This is a genomic window from Mycobacterium sp. NPDC050853 (genome assembly GCF_040653875.1).
In the GTDB taxonomy this organism is placed as follows: domain Bacteria; phylum Actinomycetota; class Actinomycetes; order Mycobacteriales; family Mycobacteriaceae; genus Mycobacterium.
This window is the reverse complement of record NZ_JBFAGW010000001.1, coordinates 1,066,548-1,092,974: the sequence shown is the minus strand read 5'-3', so window position 1 is coordinate 1,092,974 and position 26,427 is coordinate 1,066,548. Positions and strand designations below refer to the sequence as shown.

General features: G+C 62.2%; 22 protein-coding genes. 11 read left to right on the top strand and 11 right to left on the bottom strand.

Features of this window, described 5'->3' with window-relative positions; translation table 11 throughout:
• Window positions 1–20: 20 nt before the first annotated feature.
• Window positions 21–1,331 (top strand): hypothetical protein, encoded by a 1,311-nt coding sequence (locus tag AB0H22_RS05355; protein ID WP_358145223.1) that lies wholly within the window; start codon window positions 21–23, stop codon window positions 1,329–1,331.
• On the opposite strand, the gene AB0H22_RS05350 is transcribed toward AB0H22_RS05355, so the two are convergent.
• Genes AB0H22_RS05350 through AB0H22_RS05325 form a run of 6 tightly spaced genes read right to left on the bottom strand, consistent with a single transcriptional unit; the run spans window position 1,294 to window position 5,434 of the window.
• Window positions 1,294–1,842, bottom strand: a complete 549-nt coding sequence (locus AB0H22_RS05350; protein WP_180749020.1) for a hypothetical protein — start codon at window positions 1,840–1,842, stop codon at window positions 1,294–1,296. The genes AB0H22_RS05355 and AB0H22_RS05350 overlap by 38 nt on opposite strands.
• The gene (locus AB0H22_RS05345) at window positions 1,839–2,423 is read right to left on the bottom strand and encodes a hypothetical protein (RefSeq protein WP_358145221.1); all 585 of its coding nucleotides are present in this window, start codon (window positions 2,421–2,423) and stop codon (window positions 1,839–1,841) included. Before AB0H22_RS05345 ends, AB0H22_RS05350 begins: the two co-directional genes overlap by 4 nt.
• A complete protein-coding gene (locus AB0H22_RS05340) occupies window positions 2,420–3,088 on the bottom strand; it encodes a hypothetical protein (RefSeq protein WP_180749019.1) in 669 nt (222 codons plus the stop codon). Before AB0H22_RS05340 ends, AB0H22_RS05345 begins: the two co-directional genes overlap by 4 nt.
• A 30-nt stretch (window positions 3,089–3,118) precedes the next feature.
• Window positions 3,119–3,919 (bottom strand): exodeoxyribonuclease III, encoded by an 801-nt coding sequence (locus AB0H22_RS05335; RefSeq protein ID WP_180749018.1) that lies wholly within the window; start codon window positions 3,917–3,919, stop codon window positions 3,119–3,121.
• 9 nt (window positions 3,920–3,928) lie between these two features.
• Window positions 3,929–4,840 (bottom strand): GNAT family N-acetyltransferase, encoded by a 912-nt coding sequence (locus AB0H22_RS05330; protein WP_358145218.1) that lies wholly within the window; start codon window positions 4,838–4,840, stop codon window positions 3,929–3,931.
• Window positions 4,841–5,434: a peptide deformylase gene (locus tag AB0H22_RS05325; RefSeq protein WP_180749016.1), complete on the bottom strand. Its 594-nt coding sequence runs from the start codon at window positions 5,432–5,434 to the stop codon at window positions 4,841–4,843.
• A 161-nt stretch (window positions 5,435–5,595) separates the two neighbouring features.
• On the opposite strand from AB0H22_RS05325, the gene AB0H22_RS05320 reads away from it, so the two are divergent.
• The 4 genes from AB0H22_RS05320 (at window position 5,596) to AB0H22_RS05305 (ending at window position 8,389) form a co-directional block, all read left to right on the top strand.
• On the top strand, window positions 5,596–5,931 hold the full coding sequence (locus AB0H22_RS05320; protein WP_180749015.1) for a DUF3263 domain-containing protein: 336 nt from the start codon (window positions 5,596–5,598) through the stop codon (window positions 5,929–5,931).
• 72 nt (window positions 5,932–6,003) lie between these two features.
• A complete protein-coding gene (locus tag AB0H22_RS05315) occupies window positions 6,004–6,465 on the top strand; it encodes a LytR C-terminal domain-containing protein (protein WP_180749014.1) in 462 nt (153 codons plus the stop codon).
• Between the two features lie 51 nt (window positions 6,466–6,516).
• Window positions 6,517–7,236: a superoxide dismutase family protein gene (locus AB0H22_RS05310; RefSeq protein ID WP_180749013.1), complete on the top strand. Its 720-nt coding sequence runs from the start codon at window positions 6,517–6,519 to the stop codon at window positions 7,234–7,236.
• 46 nt (window positions 7,237–7,282) lie between these two features.
• Complete coding sequence (locus tag AB0H22_RS05305) at window positions 7,283–8,389, top strand: glutamate--cysteine ligase (protein ID WP_180749749.1); 1,107 nt, start codon at window positions 7,283–7,285, stop codon at window positions 8,387–8,389.
• A 9-nt stretch (window positions 8,390–8,398) separates the two neighbouring features.
• On the opposite strand, the gene eccE is transcribed toward AB0H22_RS05305, so the two are convergent.
• Window positions 8,399–10,030 (bottom strand): type VII secretion protein EccE, encoded by a 1,632-nt coding sequence (eccE, locus tag AB0H22_RS05300; protein WP_358145215.1) that lies wholly within the window; start codon window positions 10,028–10,030, stop codon window positions 8,399–8,401.
• Window positions 10,031–10,247: 217 nt separating this feature from the next.
• On the opposite strand from eccE, the gene eccB reads away from it, so the two are divergent.
• A complete protein-coding gene (eccB, locus tag AB0H22_RS05295) occupies window positions 10,248–11,762 on the top strand; it encodes a type VII secretion protein EccB (protein ID WP_358145213.1) in 1,515 nt (504 codons plus the stop codon).
• A 6-nt stretch (window positions 11,763–11,768) separates the two neighbouring features.
• On the opposite strand, the gene eccD (AB0H22_RS05290) is transcribed toward eccB, so the two are convergent.
• A complete protein-coding gene (eccD, locus tag AB0H22_RS05290; protein WP_358145211.1) occupies window positions 11,769–13,274 on the bottom strand; it encodes a type VII secretion integral membrane protein EccD in 1,506 nt (501 codons plus the stop codon).
• A 106-nt stretch (window positions 13,275–13,380) separates the two neighbouring features.
• Here eccD (AB0H22_RS05290) and eccCa point away from each other — a divergent pair, with 106 nt between their 5' ends.
• Genes eccCa through mycP form a run of 3 tightly spaced genes read left to right on the top strand, consistent with a single transcriptional unit; the run spans window position 13,381 to window position 20,317 of the window.
• Complete coding sequence (eccCa, locus tag AB0H22_RS05285; RefSeq protein WP_358145209.1) at window positions 13,381–17,409, top strand: type VII secretion protein EccCa; 4,029 nt, start codon at window positions 13,381–13,383, stop codon at window positions 17,407–17,409.
• 5 nt (window positions 17,410–17,414) lie between these two features.
• Window positions 17,415–18,893, top strand: coding sequence for a type VII secretion integral membrane protein EccD (gene eccD, locus AB0H22_RS05280; RefSeq protein WP_358146086.1), 1,479 nt, complete (start codon window positions 17,415–17,417; stop codon window positions 18,891–18,893).
• Window positions 18,887–20,317 carry a type VII secretion-associated serine protease mycosin gene (gene mycP, locus AB0H22_RS05275; protein WP_358145206.1) on the top strand — a complete coding sequence of 477 codons (1,431 nt, stop codon included), beginning with the start codon at window positions 18,887–18,889 and terminating at the stop codon, window positions 20,315–20,317. Before eccD (AB0H22_RS05280) ends, mycP begins: the two co-directional genes overlap by 7 nt.
• Here mycP and cysC read toward each other — a convergent pair.
• From cysC to AB0H22_RS05260, 3 genes are all read right to left on the bottom strand, one after another.
• Complete coding sequence (gene cysC, locus AB0H22_RS05270; RefSeq protein WP_358145204.1) at window positions 20,314–22,215, bottom strand: adenylyl-sulfate kinase; 1,902 nt, start codon at window positions 22,213–22,215, stop codon at window positions 20,314–20,316. The two genes, mycP and cysC, sit on opposite strands and share 4 nt — an antisense overlap.
• Window positions 22,215–23,201, bottom strand: a complete 987-nt coding sequence (gene cysD / locus AB0H22_RS05265; protein ID WP_358145202.1) for a sulfate adenylyltransferase subunit CysD — start codon at window positions 23,199–23,201, stop codon at window positions 22,215–22,217. The genes cysC and cysD overlap by 1 nt, the downstream gene beginning before the upstream one ends.
• A 181-nt stretch (window positions 23,202–23,382) precedes the next feature.
• Window positions 23,383–24,306 (bottom strand): helix-turn-helix domain-containing protein, encoded by a 924-nt coding sequence (locus AB0H22_RS05260; protein ID WP_358146084.1) that lies wholly within the window; start codon window positions 24,304–24,306, stop codon window positions 23,383–23,385.
• Between the two features lie 119 nt (window positions 24,307–24,425).
• On the opposite strand from AB0H22_RS05260, the gene AB0H22_RS05255 reads away from it, so the two are divergent.
• Window positions 24,426–25,598, top strand: a complete 1,173-nt coding sequence (locus AB0H22_RS05255; RefSeq protein WP_358145200.1) for a hypothetical protein — start codon at window positions 24,426–24,428, stop codon at window positions 25,596–25,598.
• Window positions 25,599–25,630: 32 nt separating this feature from the next.
• Window positions 25,631–26,416 carry an SDR family oxidoreductase gene (locus tag AB0H22_RS05250; RefSeq protein WP_358146082.1) on the top strand — a complete coding sequence of 262 codons (786 nt, stop codon included), beginning with the start codon at window positions 25,631–25,633 and terminating at the stop codon, window positions 26,414–26,416.
• The last annotated feature ends 11 nt before the right edge of the window (window positions 26,417–26,427 follow it).

Here is a 26,427-nt window from a genome sequence, read left to right as displayed (position 1 = left end):
CTGCGCATGGTGATGCGGGGGTGAGCGGCGCACTGGACATCTTGAAGAGGACCGCCACGCTGTGGTGGCGGCACTGGCCGTGGCTGCTGGCGATCTATCTGGTCGGTTGGTTGGCCAGGTACGGCGCGCTGAAGCTAGCCCTCTTCGTCTCAGTGCATGTCGGCGGTCTGTGGGGGGATCTGGTATTCCCGTTGGTCCCACTGACGCGCATGCTCACCTACGTCGCGATGTTCTGGCTGGTACGCAGCGCGGTGACGAGCACCAGAACGAGCTGGGCGGAGGCGGCCAATACCGTTATCCGGGCGATCCTTCCGGTCTTCGTGCTGTTCTCTGCGTGGAAACTTCATCTAGAAGACCGGGCTGGATATCTGAGCGTGCGATATCTCGAGTACTACGGCTCCACGATGGAGGGCATCTCGTCGACCAAGACCAATGAGCAGATCGGCCAGTATCTGAGTCCGACTGACTGGCGGATTTACGCCGTCATCGCCATCGCATTCATGATCAGGATGCTGCTCACGCGGTTCAGGGACAGGCTCCCCACCTGGACACAGCTGCTCGCTCTCTATTTCGAGGCAACGTGGGTGCTCCTCTTGGTGACGGCCACGGCAGACAAGTTGTTCGGCACTCCAGAGTGGATTAAAGAGCGCCGGGTCGTGGTGTGGTATCTGGACCAGAAGGAGAGCCTGCTCGCAAGCCTGGGCCCGTTCAAGCCCCTGTGGGAATGGCTCGCGCAGTTCACCAGTGCCGCCATACCTGCGGTGCTCATACCGACGACGTGGATCGCTATCGCGGCAGCGATTTACGGGATTCAGTCAATGAGTACCTGGTCGATGAGCGGACAGGCGTTTCTTGGCGAGAAGCATGCGACGCGAGTCGCGGATGCAGGGCAGTCGGTACTGGAGCGAGTTCGACCACGGTGGTCGCGCGTTCCGGCAGGAATTCAGGCACGAACAACAGAGTTCGCACGAGGGTTCCTGGGGATACTCGAGAAACTTGCGGACTCCATCCGTGTGACACTGCACGGTGGACCACTAGTCGTGACGACCTATGTATTCGCGTTCATGTTCTTGGTGTTTCTCTACCCGTCAGGTTCGTACTACGGGCCGCAGGTGGGCGAGGGACTCCTCTGGCGTGTAGTCGTCAACTTCGTTGGTCCTCATGAACTCTCGTGGTGGTCGGTTTATGGGCAAGCGTTCATGGTCGCGATCGCGTCGCTCATCGAGCCCTTAAAGGTGTGTCTGGTCGCAGTGACCTATGGCTACTGCGTCGAGCGGTATCGCGTCACGCACGCTAGTCAGGTGGAGACTCAAAGCGCACCACCTCGGTGACGTCCGACTTCGGCATTCGGATGGTCACCTCAAGACTCAGATCGCTGGCGTCGGGTGGGACAAGTCCGACCACCATGAACGGCCCAGGTTCGGCGCAGAATGCCCGATAGCCCATCCGTTTGAGGGAGTCCTGAATCGAGATCAGGGCGGTGTGGCTCTGTTTGGTCCAGCGGCGGTCGTTCTTGTCGACGATTGCGATTTCGCAGAACGTCTTCTTGACATCGTCCGCTGACAGAGGGCGTCCGGCTTTGAGACGGTCTAACACGAACACAACCGCCTTCGTGCCCTCCGGCACGGGGGCGTCGTACTTTCCCGGCGGGGGCGGGTCGACTCTGCGAAGCCGCCACTCGATGCCATTGATCGTCGCGGAGTCGCCGGGATGTACGACGATGCCAGGCTGCTTGCTGTCGATGTCTCGTTCCCGGCGCGGCTCTACGACGAGAAACGCGTATGCGGCGAGGGCAATTGCGATCACCAGGAATGCGGCGCCGTTGCGCTTCAACCAGGTCATTCGGACAGCTTTCCCTCGTAGAGGTCGAGGACATCCCGGTAGATCAGTGTGGAGACTGGGATGCGAACATCCAACTGGGTGTCGATACCCCATCCGCGGGTGGCCCCGAGATCAGCGTTCTTGACGCCAGACAAGCTCCTGACAATAAGAGACAACGCGCTTGGCGATTCGGGTACGTCGAATACAAGGGCCATGCGTTCGGGAATCCCAGGCTGATTGAAGAGTCTTGCCCTGGATCTGGTGGCCTGGATTTTCAGGTCGTCGGCGACGAGATACATGACGTGGTCTTGGACTGTTGTCAGGGTTTCGTAGACGACATCGAGCACAATCCATTGTCCCTGGGTGCGCTGCGTGAAATTGTCAGAGCGGTCTTTGAATGTGTACTTCAATGCAGATGCAGAGTACGCAGCACGGATGGAGACCCCGTTGTTTCGTCCTCGGACTTCGCCGGACGAGTCGCCGTGGATAGCGACCGGTCCGTAAGACTCCTGGAGTGTGGAAACGTTGGCGTACAACATGATTGCACCGACGAGCAGCAACGTGCTTAATACGGCCGTTGGCACCTTGCTCGGTTTCTTCACGAGTCGCACTCTCGAAGTGCGGTGTGGACATCGCCGTAAGACGGGTCCGTTTTTGGAATACTCCACGCCTCCGATCCTGCCGAATTAGGTTTCCACTCAAGGTCATTCATTCGGAAACCTATCTTGTCCCCGGTGCGCATCCCGGGACGAGCGAAGGGGATGCCCCAAACCGCTAGTAGATCGACGGTTTTTCCAGGAGGCAGTGAGAACAGCTTGCCAAATCCGGAATCCGGAATGTAGTCGCCGTAGTACTTGAACTCTGTCGGTGTGGTGAGCGTGAATATCTCACGGTATGTCGGAGAGCTACTCTTCCGTTCATCGTCCAGGTTCACGTTGATCTTGTCGGTATTTTTCACCGTCGCGCTCAGCGCAATCATCTGGTACGTCTTCAACTCGTACTTGAGTGCCTTCATGATCATCGGGTCGAGGTTCGAGGTTTGGCAGATTGCAAATACGGAGTGCGGGGTGATCTGCAATGGGCCGTTGTCGTACACGTCATTGAGCGCAACCGGCGTCTTGGGATCAGCCTTATCCAGCCCGCCGAATCCCGCAGTCAGACCCAGTACGGCGACAACGGCCACGCGCCACAGATTGTTCAGCGATAGGCGATCGAGAAACGGGCGCTTCTGATCCTCCGGCTCGCCCGCTGGTCCGTTCCACCCCATGGGCAAATCCTAAGCGCAGGGTTGCTGATATCAGTCCAGATCGACGACGACGGGTGCGTGGTCGCTGGCGCCCTTGCCTTTACGTTCCTCGCGGTCGATATGCGCGTCGCCCACCCGCTTGGCGAACTCCGGCGAGCCGAGCAGGAAGTCAATGCGCAGCCCGCGCTTCTTCGGGAAGCTCAGCTGGGTGTAGTCCCAGTAGGTGTACACCCCTGGGCCGGGGGTGAAGGGCCGCACCACATCGGCGAATCCGGCGTCGTTCATCGCGGTGAACGCGGTGCGCTCGGGCTCAGATACATGGGTGCTGCCCTGGAAGTACTCGACGCTCCAGATGTCGTCGTCGGTGGGGGCGATGTTCCAATCGCCGACCAGCGCCACCTGCGCCGCGGGATCGGCGGCCAGCCAGCCGGCGGCCTCATCACGCAAAGCGGACAGCCACCGCAGCTTGTACTGGTAGTGCGGGTCCTCCAGCGTGCGGCCGTTCGGGACGTACAGGCTCCACACCCGCACCCCGTTGCAGGTGGCGCCCAGCGCGCGCGCCTCGACGGACTCTTCGACATCTTCGCCGGACGCCCACCCGGGCTGACCGTCGAATCCGACGGTCACATCCTGGAGTCCGACCCGCGACGCGATGGCCACGCCGTTCCATTGGCTGTACCCCACATGCGCCACCTCATACCCGGCATCGGTGAACGCCTGCATGGGGAACTGCTTGTCCGAGCACTTGGTCTCCTGCATGGCGAGCACATCGGTGCCCGATCGCTCAAGCCACGAGATCACTCGGTCGACACGGGCACGGATCGAGTTCACATTCCAGGTGGCCAATCGCATGACGCCACCCTACTTTTCATGCCCGACAGCGCCGATATGCGCATACCGGTAGCGGTGCTGTTCGGTGAAACCTAAGGTCGGATACAGCGCCAACGCCGCATTGTTCTCGGCGCGTACCTGGACGTACGCGCGGCGCGCGCCTTGCGCGGCACCCCAGCCCAGCAGCGTGTTGCACACCTGCCCGGCCAGCCCACGCCGTCGGTGCGCCTCCGCCACTCGCACGCAGGAGATGCCGAGCCAGCCCTCGGTGACCGCGCCGCGCGCGATGGCCACCGTGGAATCGTCGTCGGTGACAGCGGCGAAATCCAGTAACCCGTCTACTACCGCCGTCAGCACGGGGACCGCTTGTGGATGGTTATCCCCGTGCAGGGCAAGCCAATCCGACGACGGCGCGGAGGGCTCGAAGGGTGGAGAGGTGGCGTTCGAGTCGTCCAGATCGCGCACCATCACTACGGTTTCGTCGCTCGTTATCAGCTCATCGGGCGGGTGGGCCAACCGGTCGGGTAGGCACAACAGGGTTGGCAGCTCGCGTTCGGAGTACCATGCGCCCACATCGCCAAGTGAGCTGGGTGAAGCCGAATGATCCAGCGGTACAGCGGAATTACCGCGATGCGTATGTCCGCCCGAGGCTCTGACGAACCATCCATCCACCCAATCGTGCTCGATGCCGGGCCAGGCGAAGGATGCGGCCCGCTGCGCCGACCTGATGTCCCGATTCAGCACCGGAACCGGCGGCAGTACGCGCACCGAGGCGATATCGGCGACCGAAATATTCACCACCGCACCGGATTTGTGCAAAACCTGCACCATGGGTTCGATGGCGACCAATTCGCCGACGGTATCGGTAAACGGGGGAACTGAACCGGCCGGCCGCCGACTGCGGATGGCCACCCGCGTCCCGAGATCCGGCAGGGCTGTCAACTAATGTCCAAACGGATCGGCGACTTGTCCTGGTGTCCAACTCAATCCGGGCACGCCCCAGCCATTGGACTTGACTGCGCGCTTGGCCGCCCGGGTATTGCGGCCGACCAGCTTGTCTATATAGAGGAATCCGTCGAGGTGTCCGGTCTCGTGCTGCAGCATGCGCGCGAACAAGTCGGTGCCCTCGAGGATGACTTCCTTGCCATCGGCATCCAGGCCGGTGACCCGCGCCCAGCTCGCGCGCCCGGTGGGGAAGGACTCGCCGGGCACCGACAGGCACCCCTCTTCGTCGTCGTCCGGGTCGGGCATCGACTCGGGAATCTCGGAGGTCTCCAGCACCGGGTTGATCACCACACCGCGATGGCGGGTTCCACCGCCTCGGGTGTCGGCGCAGTCGTAGACGAAGAGGCGCAAGGGCACGCCGATCTGGTTGGCGGCGAGCCCGACGCCGTTGGCGGCGTCCATGGTCTCGTACATGTTCGCGATCAGTTCGGCCAGATCGTCGGGCAGCGAACCGTCGGAACCGACCGAAACGGGCTCGGTTGGCGTATGCAGCACCGGGTCGCCGACAATACGAATGGGAACAATAGCCACGGAAGGCAAGCTATCGGCTCGGTATTGGGGGCCGACGCGCGGGGTTGGCTAGCCGCAGTTGCGGTTTGAGCGTGGTTAAATATCGCCGAACCACAGTGTTGTAGTTATCGCGATCGATCAAGAGACAAGACGACCACGGCGGGAAGGGTCTAGGAGCTTTTATGGACGGCGCCCAGGCACGAGCTGAGCAGTTAAAGGCTGCAGACTCGGCTGCCGTCGGCTCGGACGGAGTCGAGATTGCCGCCGGTCTGAGTCGACGCGAGCACGACATCCTGGCCTTCGAACGGCAGTGGTGGAAGTACGCGGGCTCCAAGGAAGACGCCATTAAGGAACTCTTCGGCATGTCGGCCACCCGCTACTACCAGGTACTGAATGCCCTGGTGGATCGTCAAGAAGCGCTGGCTGCGGACCCAATGCTGGTCAAGCGGCTACGTAGGCTGCGTGCAAGTCGGCAGAAGGCCCGAGCCGCGCGCCGCCTGGGGTTTGACGTCACCTGATACTCCCCGCGGGGAGTCGGCACCGCCTGGCTAAATAGGTGCTGACGTCTGCGGACCGTAGAGTGGATCACAATGAACGAACGCGTACGCGATTCCCATGGCCTGCCGCTGCGCGCCATGGTGATGGTGCTGCTTTTCCTCGGTGTCATCTTCCTGCTGGTCGGATTCAATGCACTCGGATCCGATAAGTCCGCGTCATCCGACTCGACCACGACTTCGGTCGCCGCAGCAGCCCCCAAGTCGACGCCACCGCCCCCGGCTCCCAAGCCCGATGTTCGCGTCTACAACACCACCTCGGTACCCGACCTGGCACGGGGTGCCGCCGACCAGGTGGCGAGTGGGGGATGGAAGGTCACCGAGGTGGGCAACCTACCGATGCCCGATGTGAACGTGACGACAGTGTTCTTCGGCAAGACCGCCGGCGAGGAAGAAGCCGCGCACGAGATCGCCAAACTGCTCGCCATTCCGGCCGCACCGCGTCCGCCGGAGCTCGCCGAACAGCCGCCGGGTGTCGTCGTCGCCGTCGCCATCTGATCGATCTGACGGATCAGCACAGTGGGTGCTACGCGCTGTAGGAGGGGTGGCATGATGAGGCCCATGGTTAAGCCCGTCGCTCTCGCCACTGGAACCCTTGCCGCCGTTGCGTTGTCCCTGACCGGATGCAGTCCGGATCAGCCGGCCAGCACCGTGCCGGGGACCACGCCGCCGGTGTGGACCGGTTCCACCGCGCCATCGACCGCGGGCGAGCATGGTGGCCACGGGGGTGGCGAGCAGCCGGTCCCATCGGGCGAGAAGCTCAATGCCACACTCAAGCTCGCCGATGGCACCCCGGTGGCATCCGCCGAGTTCGTCTTCCAGGACGGACAGGCCACCGTCACGGTCAAGACCACCGAGAACGGCAAGCTCACCCCGGGTTTCCATGGGCTGCACATCCACTCGTACAAGAAGTGCGACCCCAACTCCACCGCGCCGGCCGGCGGCACCCCGGGTGACTTCCTGTCCGCGGGTGGGCATTTCAACGTCCCCGGCTACACCGGTCACCCGTCCAGTGGCGACTTGGTATCGCTGAACATCCTCAAGGACGGCTCCGGTGAGCTGGTTACCACCACCGACTCGTTCACCAAGGACGATCTGACCGCGGGCAACGGCACTGCGATCATCATTCACGAGAAGGCGGACAACTTCGCCAACATCCCTCCGGAGCGGTACACACAGGCCAACGGCACCGCCGGCCCCGACGACACCACGAAGTCGACGGGCGACGCAGGCAAGCGCGTGGCTTGCGGTGTCATTGACGCGGGCTAGCGGGCTCACGTTGAATCGTCGCGGCCCCGCGACGGGTGGCGCTTCCATCGAGTTCCGCGGGTCACCGCGGCCCACGCTCGGGGTGGAGTGGGAGTTCGCGCTCGTCGATGCCCAGACCCGGGACCTCACCAATGAGGCGTCCGCGGTGCTCGCGGCGATCGGCGACAACCCGCATGTCCACAAGGAGCTGCTGCGCAACACCATCGAGGTCGTCACGGGTATCTGCGGGACGGTTGGTGAGGCGATGGCGGATCTGCAAACAACCCTCGCAACCGTGCGGCCCACCGTGCGGTCGATGGGGATGGAGCTGTTCTGCGCCGGAACGCATCCTTTCGCCCGCTGGTCTGCGCAACAGCTCACCGATGCCCCGCGTTACGACGAGCTGATTGCCCGCACCCAGTGGTGGGGACGCCAGATGTCGATCTGGGGTGTGCATGTGCACGTCGGTATCTCCTCCAAACACAAGGTGATGCCGATCGTCACGTCGATGCTGAACTACTACCCGCATCTGTTGGCGCTGTCGGCCTCATCGCCGCTGTGGGAGGGGCAGGACACCGGGTACGCCAGTAACCGAGCCATGATGTTTCAGCAGCTGCCCACGGCGGGCTTGCCCTTCCATTTTCAAACCTGGGAGCAGTTCGAGGGTTTCGTCGATGATCAGATGAAGACGGGAATAATCGACCAGCTCAACGAAATCCGTTGGGATATAAGGCCTTCACCTGCACTCGGCACGGTTGAGATCCGGATATTCGACGGGGTCTCCAATGTCGCCGAACTCGAGGCACTGGTGGCGCTGACCCATTGCCTGGTGGTAGACCTGGACCGCAAGCTGGAGGCGGGGGAGTCACTGCCCACCATGCCGCCCTGGCATGTGCAGGAAAACAAATGGCGCAGTGCACGTTATGGGCTTGACGCGGTCATCATCCTGGACGAGGACAGTAACGAGAGGCTCGTCACCGAGGATCTCGACGACCTGCTGACCCGATTGCAGCCGATTGCACGCATGCTGGAGTGTGAGAACGAGCTGGCCGCGGTGGAGGAGATCTACCGTCACGGTGGGTCATATCAACGGCAGCGCCGGGTGGCCGAAGAGCATGACGGCGACCTGGGGGCGGTCGTCGACTCGGTGGTCAACGAATTAGACTCCGCCTAGCCGCGTGCTCTAGGCGTACTGCGCATCGAATGATGCCTTGAGATAACGCATTTCCTCGTCCGTAGCCACCATGGTGACGATGGCAGAACCTGCCCGGGTGCTCACTTGAACGGCATCGGTGTCGTTATCCAACTGCTCCAACGAGACATCGGCGTCGGACGAGGGAACGGTGTTGGGCGGCATCACGACGATCGCGGTCATCCCCACGCGAACCGGCTGCTCGGTGGCTCCGTCGAAAACCGCGACTGAGTAGTTCCGATCTGAACCCGCCTGCATTGCCCCTCTGTCGAATTCGGCTACCCATAAGAGGTTGTTGTCGCCGACTGCTTCCACCATGTCGCGCCACATGGCGGGTCGGCGGGTGTGGACCAAGACTCGCGCCCCGAGCGCCAGTGCGCGCAATACAGCTTGTTGAGCCAGATGAAGGGTGCCGGAGATCTCTACACGCTCGATCTGTGGACCGAATATCGGCAGCGCGATGGCTCGCCCGTACTCGTCGGCCCCGATGACTTGGCCGCAACCGGATGCAGGCAGAGCCAGTTCTCGGAAGTCTTCGACGCGCCGCCCGTACACCCAGTGTCCTAATGGCCGCTTCGGTTGCGGCAGAGGCAGGCTGGAGACCAGCGCGTTGAACTGCTGTCCGCGCAGCGGTGCCAACCCCTTCAGGTTGATGCGGCTGCCGGAGCCATGACTGTCGAAACGAACAAGGCCGCGAATCTTGATGTAATCGTCCTCGCGGGCATTCTGCAGGGAGACGCACACCGTGGTCGAGTAACTCGGGATGGTCCACATCATGCCCAGCCCGGCAGTTGTCAACGTGCTGCCCTTCAGGGCGTAGCTGCGGAGCTGAAAATTGCCCTCGCGGCAATGGGTCCAGGTTTCCTCCACGTTGGTGAGGTTGACGCCGTCGGAGAGCTGATTGGTGGCATGGGCGATCTCGGCGGCGGTGAGGATTCGGGTGCGCAATCCGGCCTCGGTGAGACGGTTCGCGACGCGGCGTGTGGCAGTGGTCGCGGTACGCAGGATTCCAGTGCGTCCACCGCCGCGTTGGTTGACCGCTTCGACGCAGCGGGACGGGTCGAAACGTACTGCGATCCACACATTGCGTTGCGCGATGGCCGGTAGCGGCCCGAGTACCGCGTCATAGACGGCGGCGATTTGGGTGTGGCCGGAGGAACGCGCACCCTGGCTGATCACGTCGATCGAGTCGAGGTTGATATCGAACTGGCGCAAGCATTCGACGAGCAGCTTCACCGAAACCGTCTCGCCGGAGACAGTCATCCCAGGCTCCATGACGGTCAATGCCTGCGGGTTTTCTTCAATCTTCAATAGCGACAGGAGGGTTCGGCCATCCCAGCGGAATCCGATCTGCGCGTCGTCACCGAGCGGTGCGTCGAATGGTTCGGCCGCAGTCCTTTTCCGGATCTTACTGTGCTGGCCGCGGAAGTAGTCGAACCGTGCGGCTAGGGCACGCGGCAGCGTGGTGCCGCGGATTCGGACGACGAATATGAGCGAGAGCGCTAGGCCTGCAAGCCCGCCCTGCCACCACGGCACATTGATGAGCAACGCAACGGCGATGCCCAGTGCTGCTAGGAATTCCAACAGCAGGACATCGACGATCGGCAACGCCCGCTGCGGCACTATGTCCGTAGTGTTTAGGAGCTTGCTGGGGTCGATTGGCGTGGGCTGGCCTCGACGTGACTTGGCTTTGCGAGAGCGAGCTGCCACGTAATCGCCTTCCTGGTCCGGTTCCCGCGAGTGTGGTGTCGCTTCCCTGGTCGCTGTCGGCGTACCTGCGGTACGCTACCGTCGCCCACGGGGGGACGGATTCCCGCCATTGATGCAGATGGGAGCGGTGATGCCAGCGCAGATTACCACGCGTGCGCAGGTCAACGGGTACCGTTTCCTGCTCCGCAGACTTGAGCATGCGCTGATCCGAGGTGACTCCCGGATGATCCACGACCCGATGCGCGGTCAAATGCGTTCGTTGGTCGTCGGACTGGTAGTCGGCATTCTCATTACCGGTGCCTGCGGTGTGCTGGCCTTCTTCAAGCCTTCGCCCGCTATTGGGAATGCGCAAATTCTGCTCAGCAAGCAGGGCGGGTCGATGTATGTGCGCATCGGCGATAACGTGCACCCAGTCTTGAATCTAGCCTCCGCCCGGCTGATCGCTGGAAAGGCCGACAAGCCTGCGGCCGTCGATGACAAAAAACTTGGAGCGCTTCCACGTGGGCCGGTTGTGGGCATTATCGGTGCGCCGAACGCAATCTACGGTGGCGACGATATGGGCACCTCGCATTGGGCTGTGTGCGACTCGTACACCACCACCGATGTTCGGGAGACGGTTGGGTCCTCCAAACTGAAGACCACGGTGCTGGCGAACAAGCCCGAGTTGGGTAAGGAGATTCGTGCTGCCGCCCCCGGAGACATGTTGTTGGTCGGATCCGAGAACAACATGTTCCTGATCTACGACGGGGTGCGCGCTCCGATCGACACCACTGACCCCATCGTGGTGAAGGCGTTACACCTGGAGCAGGCCCCCATCCGAGAGATTTCTCCCGGGCTGTTGAACGCATTTCCTCGAGTCGAGCCGATCAAGAGGGTCCTCATCGACGGTATGGGTGACTGGAGCAACAACGAAGCTCTGCGTTCCGCCGGTGCGCGAATCGGTTCGATCGTCGAGACCGAGGATTCCAGCGGAAAGCGCTTGTTCGTCGTGCTCCGTGATGGGATTCAGCCGGTTTCTCCCGCCACGGCCGACATCATCCGCTACGGAGACCCCACCGGGCAGGTACGCGAGATCCGGAAGCTGCCGCCGGTGGTGGCTGGCATGACGCCCACCGTCCACACCCTGCCCGTCGACAAGTACCCGCAAGTGACTCCGGTTATCGCTCCGCTGGAACCTGACCGCGTGGTTTGCCAGGCTTGGGAGAAGGACAACGGCGCTCCGGAGGCAAAAATGCGCTTGTTGCTTGGACACCGCTTGCCCATCCCGCAGGATGCCGCACCAGTGCAGTTGGCCACCGCAGACGGCAATGGTCCAGGGCTTGATGAGGTCTATCTCAAGCCGGGGACCGGCGAATACGTGATGGCCACTGGGGGTGAAAAGGATTCGCGCGCATACGGTCAGCAGTTTTATGTCAGCGATACCGGGCAGATTTACCATATCAAGGACTTCCCGGCGGCCGCTGCGTTGGGCGTGACCGGATGGATGCCACAAGACAAGAAGGACACGCAGCATCCGCAGGATGCGCCCTGGCCAATTATCAAGCTGCTGCCGCCGGGCCCTGAGCTGTCTCAGCAGGCCGCACTTATCGCACATGACGGCATGGCCGCAGATCCCAAAGGGCTCAAAATCGGCCCGCCGAAATAGCTTCGGTCAGATGCGCATATCCCGCGCGAAGGAATAGAGCTGGACGATCCAGAAACACAGCGGGAACACCAATGCGATTGCCAGGTATTCCAGCACCTCTACCCACCGGCGCATCACGGGCGAGAATTCCAAGAGCGGTGCCACCACACCGCAGGCCACCGCGAGTGCGGACACGATCAACAAACCGAGCAGCGCGTTCAGCTCCCAGTCAGGGAGAAAGGTCCCAGATTTGACCATCACCGCCCACCCGATGACCAGTCCGGAACTGATCAAGGTCGCGGACTGGGTCAGATTGTGGTGGCTGCGACCGCGTAGGCACAGCACCGTCGCCACCGTGATCGCGAAAACTGTTCCTTGCCAGAAGAACCCGTTGGACACGTCGACCGCTAGGTACGCGCCGACAGCGGCGGTGACGGCCGCAGCGGCGAGAATGCCGCTGAGGTACTGATTGGCGCGTTTGACGCGCACAATCATGCCCTCTTCGGTCGGGATGATCTGCTTGCCAATCGCGTTCACGCCTTCGACCGTGGTGCCACCTTGGGTTTCGATGTCATCGAGCGGTTCCCCGGCGGTCGGTACTCGTGGAATCGGGAGTTTCGACAGCACGATGGTCATGCGCGGCGACATATACACGACGATCACTGAGAGGGTGGCCAGCACCGCGCCGAGTGCACGCGAGGGTGGCGTGAGTAGCACATTGGCCAGTGCAGTGCACCCGCCCAACACGGACAGGGCGATCACGAAGGTGTGGAACGTTCGACCTTCTCTACCAATTTGCAGGGCGAGAAGCGAAGCGAGTGCAGTAAGCGCACATGCCATCGGGAGGGACATCGCCCCAAACCCATCGGGAATCACATAAAGCGCACCGGCGAAGATCAATGGTGTTGCGACCGCGGAGAGCCCCAGCGGAACCCGCGGATCTTCGTCGCGGTGTGCGAGTACTGCACTGGTCACCAGCAGCACGACGCCGCTCAGTAGGGTCGCCAGGCCGGCCACCATGTTCTCGGAGTAGTGGTGTAGCAGCAGCGCGGCCGATAATGAGGCAGTCAGGCCCACACCAAAGTAGGTGATGTAGTTTCGATTGCGCTCCCAGAGATTGGGTTGGTCAGTGCCGGGTCGTCCTGTGCCGTCAAGCGCGTCGACGTCGTCGAACAGCAGCGGGGCCGCCGCTCCTGTCACTTCCCGCAGGACGAGGACGTCGCCGTCATAGATATCGGCTTCGGAAAGAGATTTGGCCAGATCGGCCGGTGGTGAGCCAAGCTTGCCCAAGCTCCACCGGCCCTCGGTGTTGTCGAACAGCTTCGCATCGCTACCCGAGATCGTTCCGACAGACTGCATTTGTAGTTGCCTGTTTGCGATGTCGATGACGTCGTCGATGAAGGCGCCGACACCGACATTGGCGGGCATGCCCACGTCCAATTGCATCCCGCCGACCAGCAGCGTCATCCGACTGAGCTCGGGTTCTGACCCGGCGTCCGGCTCAAGGTCAGCTAGTGACGGCGGTAATGTCATCGGCGGGAATGCCTCCATAGTGTGGTGCCAGGTCGGTTAGCGTTGCTGGATGGTGTGAGAATACCGACCAGCGCTGGTGTTGAGGGCATGTCGGAGGGGAGTGGGATTGGGAACACAAGGTTTCGTGCGGCGATCGCGGGTGGCACCGCCTCGCATGCCAGGCGGTGAGGTCAACTTGCAGGCACCGCCGGAGGTGCCGCGCGTCATTCCGGGGAATCTATTCATGAAACTGATGCCCTTCGTGATGATTGTGGCTGTCATCGGGATGATCGCATTGATGGTCACCGTCGGTGGGCGCAACTTGACCAGCAACCCGATGTTCATGATGTTCCCGATGATGATGATCATGTCCATGGCTGGCATGTTCATGGGTGGCGGTGGCCGTACCGGTAAAGCCGCCGCGGAACTGAACGAGGAGCGAAAAGACTACTTCCGATACCTCGCAAATTTGCGTGATGACTCCGATATGACGGGAGACGGACAGCGCGCCGCGTTGGAATGGAGCCACCCGGACCCGCGTGCTCTGGTCGATGTCGTCGGGGCGCGACGCATGTGGGAGCGGCGTCCCTCGGACCCGGATTTCTGTCACGTGCGTGTCGGGATCGGTACTCATCGTCTCGCCACTAGGTTGCTTGCGCCTGAAACCGGGCCTCCGGAGGATCTTGAGCCGGTGTCGACTGTGGCGCTGCGGCGATTCGTCAAAACACATTCAGTGGTGCACGCGCTGCCGACTGCGGTGTCGCTACGCGCGTTCCCGGCGATCAATTTGGAGGGCGACCGCAAACTCACCCAACAGCTGGTTCGTTCGATGCTGGTGGAGCTCTGTGTATTTCACGGGCCTGACCACGTTCAGATCGCCGTCGTCACGGCGAACCCGGATGGCGAGAACTGGGGCTGGGTGAAATGGCTGCCGCACGCTCAACATTCGACCGCACGTGACGGCATGGGCCAGGTGCGCCTGGTCTTTCCAACTCTGGAACTGCTGGAGAACTCACTGGCTGCCGAGTTGGGTGAGCGAGGCCGGTTCACCCGCAATGCCCAACCTGTGCAGGGCGTCAAGCATCTCGTGGTCGTCATTGACGACGGTTACACCGCAGGAACCGAACGGCTGATCACGGAGGCTGGATTGGACAGTGTCACCGTTCTAGACCTCAATGCCCCCGCCGACGGCGTGGCTGCTCGGCGCGGTCTGCAACTGGTGGTCGAGCCCGGTGATATCGGTGCCCGCACGGCTGTTGGTGTGGAGAGATTCGCCACCCCAGACGCACTGACGGTCGCGGAGGCCGAGGCGACGGCTCGCCGAGTCGGGCGGTTCCGGCCCGCGAATGCGGCACACATCGTCAGCCTCGAATCCGATTCGCGTGCAGTCGATCCAGGCCTGATGGCGTTACTCAAGATCCCCGATGCCGCCGAGATCGTTCCTGAACAGGTATGGCGACCTCGCTCTCCCCGTGAGCGCCTGCGGGTGCCCATCGGGATTACCCCCAATGGGCAGCCGCTTGAGCTGGATATCAAAGAAGCCGCCGAAAACGGAATGGGACCGCACGGTCTGTGTATCGGAGCGACCGGATCGGGTAAATCGGAGTTCCTGCGTACTCTTGTTACGGCGATGATTACGTCCCACTCGCCGGACGCGCTGAACCTGGTACTCGTTGACTTTAAGGGTGGCGCAACGTTTCTGGGTTTGGACGATGCGCCGCACGTCTCGGCCACTATCACCAACTTGGAAGACGAACTCATCCTCGTCGACCGTATGCGTGATGCACTCGCAGGTGAGATGAACCGCCGCCAGGAGTTGCTGCGATCTGCCGGCAACTTTCCCAACGTCACCGAGTACGAGCGCGCACGCGCGAATGGTGCCGACCTCGATCCGCTACCCGCGTTGTTCATCGTGGTCGATGAGTTTTCCGAGCTGCTCTCGCAGAAGCCAGATTTCGCCGAGCTGTTCGTCATGATCGGTCGACTGGGCCGCTCGCTGCATGTCCATCTACTGTTGGCGTCGCAGCGGCTGGAGGAGGGCAAGCTGCGCGGTCTCGACTCTCACCTGTCGTATCGAATTGGTCTTAAGACGTTCTCAGCCGGCGAGTCGCGCAGTGTGCTGGGGGTGCCGGATGCGTATCACTTGCCTAGCGTGCCGGGGTCGGCGTATTTGAAGACCGATTCGGCCGAGCCCACGCGCTTCAACGCGTCGTATGTCTCTGGTGATTACGTCAAACCACGCGGGGCGGCCCGTTCCGGCCGTGTGTCGCAGCTGGGCGCATTGGCCCCGAAGCTTTTTACCGCCTCGCCTGTGGCCAAGGACCCGAAACCGGAGACATCGGCCGCGATGGTTCTGGAGGAAACGGCCCCCGTATTACAATCGCCCACCAAGATCACCCTCCTCGATGTTGTAGTGAGCCGCATTAGGGGTCATGGTCGGCCCGCACATGAGGTGTGGTTGCCCCCTCTGGAGGAGAGCCCGGCGGTCAACCAGCTGCTGCCCGAGCTGGAGTGGAACAGCCCGGACAACATCAATGGGCGGCTGGTGATGCCGATGGGCATCATCGATCGTCCTTACGATCAGCGTCGCGATGTCCTGATGATCGACCTTGCCGGTGCGAACGGAAATGTTGTGGTGGTAGGCGGTCCGCAGTCAGGTAAGTCCACTGCGCTTCGCACCTTGATTGTTGCGGGTGCGGCCACGCACACCCCTGAACAGTTGCAGTTCGTCTGTTTGGACTTCGGTGGTGGAACACTGACCAGCCTCACGAACCTTCCGCATGTTGGCTCGGTGGCCGGACGCATGGATGCCGACAGAATCCGACGCACGGTGGCGGAGGTATCGGGGCTGCTGCGCGCACGCGAGCTGCGATTCCGTGACCTTGGTATCGAGTCGATGCGCGACTTCCGTCAGCGTAAGGCCCATCTGGCAACGTTGCCGCCCGAAGTCGCAGCACAGGATCCATTGAGCCAGGACAAATTTGGCGATCTTGTTCTCGTCGTCGACGGGTGGGCGTCAATCCGCAGCGACTTCGAAGCTCTGGAGCCGATTCTGCAATCCATCGCCATACAGGGGCTTTCCTACGGAATTCACTTGGTGATCTCCGCCTCTCGGTGGATGGAGATGAGGCCTGCGGTGAAGGACATGTTGGGTACCCGTATCGAACTGCGCCTTGGTGACCCGATCGACAGTGAGATGGGGCGTAAGTTCGCCGAATTAGTCCCCGTTGGTAGGCCTGGGCGCGGTATCAATGCAGAGAAGCTGCACATACTGCTGGCGTTGCCGCGTTTGGATTCCAGCTCGGATGTCGAGACGCTGCCACAGGGTGTGGCGGCCTCTGTCGAGATGATGCGTGATCACTATCAGGGCCGTGGCGCGCAGCAGGTGAGGATGCTGCCGTTCGATCTGGATCGCAATCTGGTGATCGAAGCCGCTCGCCGCGTGGGCCGGCTGTCGAAGTCGAAGATCGCGATCGGTATCGATGAGGGCGAGCTGGCTCCCGTGGTTGTCGATTTCGATGCCCAGCCGCACCTCGTTGCTTTCGCGGACGTCGAGTGTGGAAAGACCTCGCTTTTGCGCAATATTGCGCAGGGCGTAATGGAAAATTCCACCCCGGAGGAGGCCAAGGTCATCTTGGTGGACTACCGCCGCTCCATGCTCGGCGCGGTGGAAGGCGACCATCTTGGTGGGTATGCCACCGCTGCCCAGTCGTGCGGTGAGCTGATGGTGAGCTTGGCGAACTCGTTGCGGGAGCGGTTACCACCCAACGACATTACCCAGCAGCAGCTCAAGGAGCGGTCCTGGTGGTCGGGACCCGATATCTTCGTATTGATCGACGACTACGATTTGGTAGCCATCAGCAACATGAACAACCCGCTTGCTCCGATTGCCGAATTCCTGCCGCAGGCACGGGATATCGGGCTCCGTGTGGTGGTTACCCGCCGCATCGGCGGTGCCGGTAAGGCCATGTTTGATCCATTCATCGGCCGTCTGCGTGACCTGTCGTGCAACGGTCTGGTGATGAGCGGATCCAGGGAGGAGGGTGCGTTGTTCGGCGGATACAAACCGACGCAGATGCCGCCGGGGCGCGGCATGCTGGTTTCCCGCAGTATGTCCAGCGGCGTCATCCAGCTGTCGAGGATGTTCGAGCTGTGACGGGGATGAGGGAACTGGCGCAGGCCCAGATATTGTCGGCAGCAGCTGAGCATGTCCGTGTGTCGGTGTTCGGCGGCAGAACGCAACTCGATATTGCGCTCCCCCTCGATCTTCCGATTGCGGCGTTCGTTCCCGAGCTTGCCAAACTGGTGTCCTCACGGGATATCAAACGTGACGAAGACGTGGCTCCACGCGAGGAGCGTAAGAACCACTGGGTGCTTCGTCGCATGGGCTCCAAGGTCTTGCTGGAGCCGCATTCCACACTGCGCGACGCCGTTGTGAGCGACGGAGAATTGCTGTACCTGTCATCCGAGCGCACGCTCGATACTCCCACGTTGTATGACGATGTCGTGGACGCTGCCGCTCGGATCAACAAGTCGTCCTATGCGCCCTGGGATGCGACCGCTGCAGGGATTATGGGGGTGACCGGTCTGTATCTGGTATCGGCGGCCTTCGTGTACTTCTTGGTGGACCTGTCATTCCGGCCTCAGTGGCCGGTGGTGGCGGCGTTGTCGGTCATCATGGTCGGTGTGCTGTTGGCAGGTGCAACAGTCGGCTTCCGTTCCTATCAGAGAGCAGATGTCGCGGCCGCGTTGGCATGGGCGAGTATCCCCATTGCGGCCGGAACGTGCTGGGCGTTCTTGCACGTGTTCGGCGATTATGGTGTCGCTGGCGCCTGCCTTGCCGCGTTGGTGGTCAACTTTGCCGCGTATCGGCTTGTGGGGACAGGAAACTGGGGATTTCTCGCCAGTTCAGTGGTTTTCGCTTTGTGCGGGGCGACCTTGACAGTGCAGGGAATCTTGACTCCGGACACCTCGATCACCGGCGCGGCGCTGGCAGTAGGCGCAGCCCTGCTGACGATTTTGGTGCCCGGTATGACCCGATCACTTGGTCGTTTCGAGACGCCCACCGTCGAGACTGTCGAGGAAGAAGAACTTTTCGAAAACCCCTTCCAACGATCTCAGAAGGACAGTCAGGGGGAGGAGAATTCCGCCGAGTCAGTTCCGACCGCAGAAAGTGTGCGCGAGCGCGTGCGGCTGGCGGAGACGACTCGGTCGGCGTTCTTCGCAGGCTTTGCAGTGACGGCCGGAATCGGGATTGCGGTCACGCTGCGTCCCGCCAGCCAGGTGTCCTGGGCGGCATTGGCATTGGCGGCAGCTGTTGCGGGGGTGCTGGGCCTACGTGCTCGACTTCGCACGGCCGGGATAGAACGAGCAGTGCTGGGAGTGCCCGCCGTCGCGATTGTCGTGATGGCGTGTGTGCTCGCACAGTCTGGTCCGACGTTGATCGGGCTTGTCACTTTTGGGGTTCTGCTTGGGCTGGGCGTGACGGCCGCATTGATCGGCGCGGTACTCGCGGGCGGTCGTCGGGCGCCTCGCCTTACGACGAGTCTTTCTTACTTGGAGTATCTACTGTTGGCCTCCCTGATTCCGTTGGGGCTGTGGGTGGCCGGTGCTTACCGGCACTTCGGTGCGCCGTGGTGAGTGTGGCGGTGCGTAGTGCCGCGGTATTGGCGACGGTGGGTTTGGTATCTCTTTTATCACCGCCCTGGGCATATGCCATCGGACCGCCGATCGTCGAACCGGGCCCGCCTCCGTCAGGCTCGGTAGGCCCCACCGACCCTACGGAACAGAAGCAGGTGTGCGCGGTCACTGGGCTGCTCCCCGGGACCGATCTGGGATTGGTTACGCCCGCCGAAAGTATGCTGAACTACACAGCTGCACAACAGTTCTCCCGTGGGGCGGGACAGAAGGTCGCCGTTATCGATACTGGAGTCAGTCCGCATCCTCGGTTGCGAGTCGAACCGGGCGGCGACTATGTGTCGGGTTCCAACGGGCTGGAGGACTGCGATGCTCACGGTACCTTGGTCGCGGGTATCATCGCTGCGGCACCTTCGGACACCGATGCTTTCGTGGGCGTTGCACCGGAGGCGACTATCCTGTCGATCCGGCAGAACAGCAGCTCGTTCGCCGCTAAGGGCAGCGGTTCGAACAAGGACGATCCAAGCTCCAACTCGGCGGGTTACGGGAACACCACGACGCTTGCGCTGGCGATTGTGCGTGCGGTCGACCTTGGTGCGACGGTGATCAACCTGTCCGAAGTCGCCTGTGCCCCGGCTGGTGTGCAAATCGACGATGCGGCATTGGGTCGCGCGGTCCGATACGCGTATGAACGCAATGTCGTGGTGGTGGCCGCAGCGGGAAACACGGGTAACGACGGCGCATGCAAGACACAGAACGAGATCATCGATCCCAACCGGCCAATCGACACCGCCTGGTCAACGGTCAAAACCGTTGCCTCACCGGCATATTTCTCCCAGTATGTACTCACCGTTGCGGCGCTGAGTAAGGAAGGGGAGCCCGCCGACTTCAGCCTGCGCGGTCCCTGGGTCGGTGTGGCCGCCCCAGGGGAGGGGATCACGTCGCTGGATCCTTTGGGGCCTGGCCTCATCAACGGAGTCATGAGCCAGCAGGGAATGTCACCGGTGAACGGCACCAGTTTTGCCACGCCATTTGTCGCCGGTGTGGTGGCGTTGGTGCGGTCACAACGGCCTGATCTCAATGCAGGGCAGGTCATCGACTTAATCAAACGAACCGCACGTACGCCTGGTAACGGACCCAATATTGCGACGGGGTACGGAATGGTGGACCCGGTCGCAGCGTTGTCGGCCGAAGTCCCTCCAGTGGATCAGATGCCCGATCCTGACCAGGACAAGGCAGTCGTCGAACCGCCGAAGGCCAGTCGCGCGGAAACCTTGGCGCGCAACATCATGCTGATCGCCACCGCAACGTGCATCGCCGCGATGGTCGCCGTCTGGGCGCTGTTCCTGCCCAACCGGCGCCGCGAGGAGGCAACGGCGCCAATCACTGATGGGGACGCCGCGACCACCGTCGATATCAAGCGTTAGCCGACCGATAGCCAGAACTCCAGGATCGCGGCCGCCTGCTGTTCTGGATTGCCTTCATGGGGGCGCAGCACCAGGTCGGCCCGCTCGGGAGCCTCGTAGGGAGCATTGACTCCGGTGAAATCGCTGATCTCGCCGGCACGGGCCTTGGCGTACATGCCCTTCGGATCGCGCTGCTCGCAGATCTCCACCGGGGTGTCGACGAATATCTCGACGAACGGCAGCCCGGCCTTCTCGTGCTGGTCCCGGATCTTGTCACGATCGGCTCGATACGGACTGATGAGCGCGGCCACCGCGACAACGCCCGAGTCGGAGAGGATCTGGGCGACGGCACCGACACGGCGCACGTTCTCGGCGCGGTCGGTCGCGGAGAATCCGAGATCGGCGTTGAGGCCGTGTCGCAGATTGTCGCCGTCGAGTCGATAGGCGGGAATGCCCATCGCAACCAAGCGTCGCTCCAATTCTACTGCCACGGTGGATTTTCCGGAGGCCGAAAGCCCGGTGATCCAGATCGTCCCACCCTTGGTGGAGCGTTCCTCCCGCGAAACCGCGGACGAGTGCCAGACCACCTTGGACTGGTGCAGCGTGGGTCCGGAAATCATGCCCGCCGCGACGGTGTTGTTGGTCGCCTCGTCGATCAGGATGAAGCTGCCCGTGGTCCGGTTGCGTCGGTACGGGTCGAACATGATCGGTCGCTGCAGTCGTAGCTGCACACGACCGATCTCGTTGAGCTTCAGCTCTTTTGCTTCCTGGTCGCGGTGCAGGCTGTTGACATCGAGACGGTAGTCGAGCCCTGCGATGGCGACCTTCACCGTCGAATTCGCGTGCTGCATCACGAACCGCGACCCCTCGGACAGCGTGGACACATCGGTGAACCAGCACACCATGGCATCGATCTGCGCACCGACCAGCGGCCGGTTGTTCGGACGGCAGAGCATGTCACCGCGGCCCAGGTCCAGCTGATCGGCCAGTTGCACACTGACCGCGCTCCCGGCGAAGGCCTCGTCCACGACCGAACCGCCCGGCCCCCAGATCGCCGATACGGTTGAGGTGAAACCGGAAGGCAGCGCCACGATCTCGTCACCAGGTTTGAACACGCCACTGGCGACGGTTCCGGCGACGGCACGGAAATCGTGCAGGTCGGTGATCTGCTCGGCACCGTGTGCTGCCGCACCACCCTGGGGACGGATGACGTACTGGATGGGGAAGCGAGCGTCGATCAGGTTGCGGTCCGACGAAATGTGTACCTGCTCAATATGATGCAGCAGCGACGGGCCCTCGTACCACGGGGTATTGGTGGACCGGGTGACGATGTTGTCGCCGAGAAGCGCCGATACCGGAATGACGGTGAGGTCGTGCAGTTCTAGCTTCGTTGCGAATCGCCGGAACTCCTCCTTGATTTCGTCGAATCGCTGAGGGGACCAGTCGACCAGGTCCATTTTGTTGATGCACAGCACCACATGCTCGACACCGAGCAACGAGGTGATGAACGCATGCCGACGGGTCTGCTGGGTCAGGCCGTTACGCGCGTCGACCAGAATGATCGCCAGGTCTGCGGTGGAGGCGCCGGTCACCATATTGCGTGTGTACTGCTCGTGGCCTGGGGTATCGGCGATGATGAATTTACGCACGGGCGTGGAGAAATAGCGGTGCGCGACGTCGATGGTGATGCCCTGCTCGCGCTCGGCCCGTAGACCGTCGGTGAGCAGCGCGAGGTTGGTATGCGTTTCGCCCTTGGCCTTGCTGGTGGCTTCCACGGCGGCCAGCTGATCGGCGAAGATCGACTTCGAGTCATAGAGCAGGCGGCCGATGAGGGTGGACTTGCCGTCGTCGACGCTGCCCGCGGTGGCGACGCGGATGAGCTCCTGAGCCGGCTCGGCGGTTTCTATCACGGTGCTCATCAGAAGTACCCTTCCTTCTTGCGGTCTTCCATACCGGCCTCGGAGATCCGGTCGTCGGCTCGGGTGGCTCCCCGCTCCGTGATGCGTGTGGCGGCAATCTCTTCCACCACCGCGCTGGGCGTCGACGCGACGGACTCAACAGCGCCCGTGCAGGTGGCGTCGCCGATGGTTCTAAAGCGCACCGACTTCTCGACAAGTTCCTCACCCGGTTGCAGGGTAAGGAACCTGGTGTCTGACAAGAGCATTCCGTCGCGCTCCACTACACGGCGAGTGTGCGCGTAATAGAGAGGGGGCAGCGCCAGGCCATTGCGGCTCTCCGATTCGATGTACTGCCAGATGTCCAGCTCGGTCCAGTTGGACAGCGGGAACACACGGATGTGCTCACCCTTGCGGTGGCGGCCGTTGTAGATGTTCCAGAGTTCGGGGCGCTGCGCGCGTGGATCCCACTGACCGAACTCATCGCGGAAGCTGAACACCCGCTCCTTGGCACGGGCCTTCTCCTCGTCGCGGCGGGCCCCACCAAACACCGCGTCGAAGCGGTGCTCGGTGATGCTGCGCAACAGAGTCGCGGTCTGCAGACGGTTACGGGTGGCGCCCGGCCCGGTTTCCTCGACCACCGCGCCGGAGTCGATGTCGTCCTGCACGCTGCCAACTTCCAGGCGCAGGTTGTACCGGCTCACGGTCTCGTCGCGAAAGGCGATGACCTCGTCGAAGTTGTGCCCGGTATCGATGTGCATGACCGGGAAGGGCAGCGGCGATGGCCAGAACGCCTTGGCCGCGACATGCAGCATGACGACGGAATCCTTGCCGCCGGAGAACAGCAGTACGGGCCTTTCGAAGGTTGCTGCAACCTCTCGGAATATGTAGACCGCCTCTGCCTCCAGGGCGTTCAAGTGCGACAACTCATACGAATCGGCCCGTGATGAGGCCCCCGCAAGCGGGAGGGACCCCCAGCTTGCGCGAAGAGCATCGGTATCTGCCGTCATCCTCGACTCCTTTAGTGGTCCAAATATGTACCGCATCGGTTCGTATTCGGTCCAGCCCAGATTAGAACGCGTTCTCGTCGGGTGTCAATGGCGAGTCGCCGGACGTCGAGTGTGAGTGTCAGCGCGCGAAAACCACCGAGTGTGGGCGCGGGTGCGCACACACTCGGCAGAAAAGGTGCAGCTAGGCGGGCTTGATGCCGCCGATGTGTTCGGTGATCCCGTCCGCGGTGCGAACCAGCGCCTTGGCCCGCGCGGTGATCTCCGCGTCCGTGAGGTCGGCGGCGATATAGAGGCTCGCGACCATGGCTTGCTTGCCGTTGTGGTCGTAGACCGGTGCCGACATGACATTTACCCGGTGGCGCGCCTTCGCCCCCGAGCCGACGGTGTAGTTCTCACTGCGCAGGTAGACCCGCTCGCCGATTCCCGAGACGATCTCCCCGAGTAGGGCGCGTAGCTCATTGGGTATGTCGCCGGGCACCCCGGCCATGAGGGAGTACAGCTGCCGGCCGGCGGGGGTCAACAGCTCGACGAGGTAGCCGTCGGTGCGACATTCCTCGATCACCTTGCGGAGGCGATCATCTGCGGTGCGGCCGGGTGCGGTGGGGTCCTTGGCCAGCCAGGAGGTGATGGTCTCGTCGGTATCCCAGAGGACGAACATGAGGCCCACCGGAGGGGTGAACGGATAGCTCTGGCCGACCTCGACACGGACGGGGTGATCGGGGTCGCTGACCACTTCCAGCACGGTGACCCGGTCGCTGACCACTGCGGACAATGCCGCAGTATGGCCGAATTCGCGTGTCAGCGCCAACAATTGATCGCGGCTCGCGGGCTTGGCGCGCAGTGACTCCTGGGCGGCTCTGCCGATGCGGATGAGCGCCGGGCCCAGGCTGTACGTCTTATCGCGGTCGTCCCGGATGAGGTACCCCGACTCGGCGAGGGTGGTGACGATGCCCAGGCAGGTGGGCTTGCTCAGGCCGAGTCGACGCGCCAACTCGGAGAGTCCGAATCGTTCGGTGCGATGCCGCGCCATGAAGTCGAGTACGGCCATCACGCGTTCGGTGGGAGGGGATGTCCTGCCGGCCCCATTGTCCCGATCCTCGACCACTGGCGAAACCTCCTGTGCCCCTCCGTAGTTCCTGGCATTCTTGACGTACCTGTGCATAGCGCTCTAGTGTCGGAGTAATTCTACCACTGCGGTACAAATTTGTACCAGTCAGGAGCGCCATGTACAGCGAGGCATTCACTTCTGCGATCGCGGAAGCGGAGGAGCTGATTGTCGCGGCACCCCATATCGAAACCGAAGCCGACCTGCTTGAGGGGTTGCAATATCTGGCCCAGGGGATTGCGGCCTGCACTCATGTGGCGTTCCACACCGACCGCGATCATCCGTTTCTGCTCTCCGGCACAGGGCCATTCACGAAAATGGGGTTGGACAACCCGGACACTCTGTACTTTGGCGCCCGTGTCAACGGCGAGCACGAGTATGTCGTCACCGGAAAGCGCGGCACCACTGCCGATTTGAGCTTCCAGGTGCTCGGGGGCGGTGACTACACCGACAAGAATGTGCCGGGCAGCGCCATCGCTTTCGATGACCGTGAGATCCATATCGAGAGCGACGGCAGCTTCGAGGTCCGTTTCGGGCCCGGGCCGGCGAGCGAATCGCGGCCCAACTACTTCGCCCTCGGGCCGGGTCCGGCGCAGCTGGTCATGCGTGAGGTGTACAGCGACTGGCGCGCGCAGCGCGGCACCCTTGCCATCGCACGGGTGGACACTGCAGGCACGGCGCCAGCCCCGTTGACGAAAGAACAGATCGAAAAGCGTTATGCCAGTGCAGGTAAGCAACTGGTGAACCGTGTCAAGACATGGCTGCAGTTCCCCAAATGGTTCTACGACAATCTGCCTGTCAACACCATGACCGAGCCTCGACTCACCCCAGGCGGCCTCGCCACCCAGTTCTCCTCGGTGGGGCACTACGACCTCGCCGACGATCAGGCGATGATCATCACCGTTCCCAAGTCCGATGCGCCGTACCAGGGTTTCCAGCTGGGCAGCCTCTGGTACATCTCGTTGGATTACGTCAACCATCAGACTTCGCTGAACTCCAGCCAGGCCCAGGTCGACCCGGATGGCAATATCCGGATGGTAGTGAGCAATGCCCATCCCGGTGTTACCAACTGGATTGAGACGTTGGGTCATCGGCGTGCGTATCTCCAGTTCCGGTGGCAACGGGCGGACAGGAAGCTCACCGCTAGCGATGGGCCGACGGTCGAGGTGGTCGGCATCGACGAAATCGCCACCGCGTTACCGCATTACCCGCTCAATCAGATCAGCGCGGAGGGCTGGCGCAGTCGTATCGCGGAGCGCCAGACTGCCATCGGGGCAAGGATGTTGGGCTGATGAGTCTCTCGGGCGAAGAAGCGACAACTGGTATGGGTCTCCTCAACTTTCACGGCAAGGTTGCCGTGGTATCTGGTATCGGTCCGGGTCTCGGCGCCATGTTGGCCGTCAAGTTCGCCGAGGCGGGCGCGGATGTGGTTCTCGCCGCACGTACTCAATCGCGCCTCGACGAGGTGGCCGAACAGGTCACCGGCACTGGGCGCAAGGCGCTCACCGTGGCGACGGATATCACCGACGAGGCCAGCGTCGCCAATCTTGTCGAACGTGCGAGGGAAACCTTCGGCAGCATTGACGTTCTCGTCAACAACGCCTTCAGCATTCCCTCGATGAAGTCGTTGGAGAAGACGGACTATCAGCAGATTCGCGATAGCGTCGAGCTCACTGTGGTCGGCACGCTGCGTTTGACGCAGGGGCTCTCGGGCGCGCTGGCCCAATCGAAGGGTTCGGTGGTCAACATCAACTCGATGGTCATCCGGCACTCGCAGATCCGCTATGGCAGCTACAAGATTGCCAAGGCCGCACTGCTGGCCATGTCCCAATCGTTGGCCACGGAATTGGGTCCGCAAGGGGTTCGGGTGAATTCGGTTGTACCCGGATACATGTGGGGTGAGAACCTCAAGGGGTACTTCGAACACCAGGCCAAGAAATACGGCGGCACCGTCGAGCAGATCTACGAGTACACAGCCGCAAACTCGGATCTCAAGCGCCTGCCGACCACCGACGAGGTGGCCAATGCCGTGTTGTTCCTTGCCTCCGACCTGGCGAGCGGGATCACCGGGCAGGCTCTCGATGTCAACTGCGGCGAGTTCCACGCCTAGCCACAAGGAGG

What these genes read in the sequence shown, in the direction of transcription:
- AB0H22_RS05340 (WP_180749019.1), bottom strand. Translation starts at nt 3,088, where the DNA reads ATGGGGTGGAACGGACCAGCGGGCGAGCCGGAGGATCAGAAGCGCCCG.
- AB0H22_RS05315 (WP_180749014.1), top strand. Translation starts at nt 6,004, where the DNA reads ATGAACGAACGCGTACGCGATTCCCATGGCCTGCCGCTGCGCGCCATG.
- AB0H22_RS05255 (WP_358145200.1), top strand. Translation starts at nt 24,426, where the DNA reads ATGTACAGCGAGGCATTCACTTCTGCGATCGCGGAAGCGGAGGAGCTG.
- AB0H22_RS05310 (WP_180749013.1), top strand. Translation starts at nt 6,517, where the DNA reads ATGATGAGGCCCATGGTTAAGCCCGTCGCTCTCGCCACTGGAACCCTT.
- cysC (WP_358145204.1), bottom strand. Translation starts at nt 22,215, where the DNA reads ATGAGCACCGTGATAGAAACCGCCGAGCCGGCTCAGGAGCTCATCCGC.
- eccD (WP_358145211.1), bottom strand. Translation starts at nt 13,274, where the DNA reads ATGACATTACCGCCGTCACTAGCTGACCTTGAGCCGGACGCCGGGTCA.
- AB0H22_RS05250 (WP_358146082.1), top strand. Translation starts at nt 25,631, where the DNA reads ATGGGTCTCCTCAACTTTCACGGCAAGGTTGCCGTGGTATCTGGTATC.
- AB0H22_RS05350 (WP_180749020.1), bottom strand. Translation starts at nt 1,842, where the DNA reads ATGACCTGGTTGAAGCGCAACGGCGCCGCATTCCTGGTGATCGCAATT.
- eccB (WP_358145213.1), top strand. Translation starts at nt 10,248, where the DNA reads ATGCCAGCGCAGATTACCACGCGTGCGCAGGTCAACGGGTACCGTTTC.
- AB0H22_RS05335 (WP_180749018.1), bottom strand. Translation starts at nt 3,919, where the DNA reads ATGCGATTGGCCACCTGGAATGTGAACTCGATCCGTGCCCGTGTCGAC.
- AB0H22_RS05320 (WP_180749015.1), top strand. Translation starts at nt 5,596, where the DNA reads ATGGACGGCGCCCAGGCACGAGCTGAGCAGTTAAAGGCTGCAGACTCG.
- eccD (WP_358146086.1), top strand. Translation starts at nt 17,415, where the DNA reads ATGAGGGAACTGGCGCAGGCCCAGATATTGTCGGCAGCAGCTGAGCAT.
- cysD (WP_358145202.1), bottom strand. Translation starts at nt 23,201, where the DNA reads ATGACGGCAGATACCGATGCTCTTCGCGCAAGCTGGGGGTCCCTCCCG.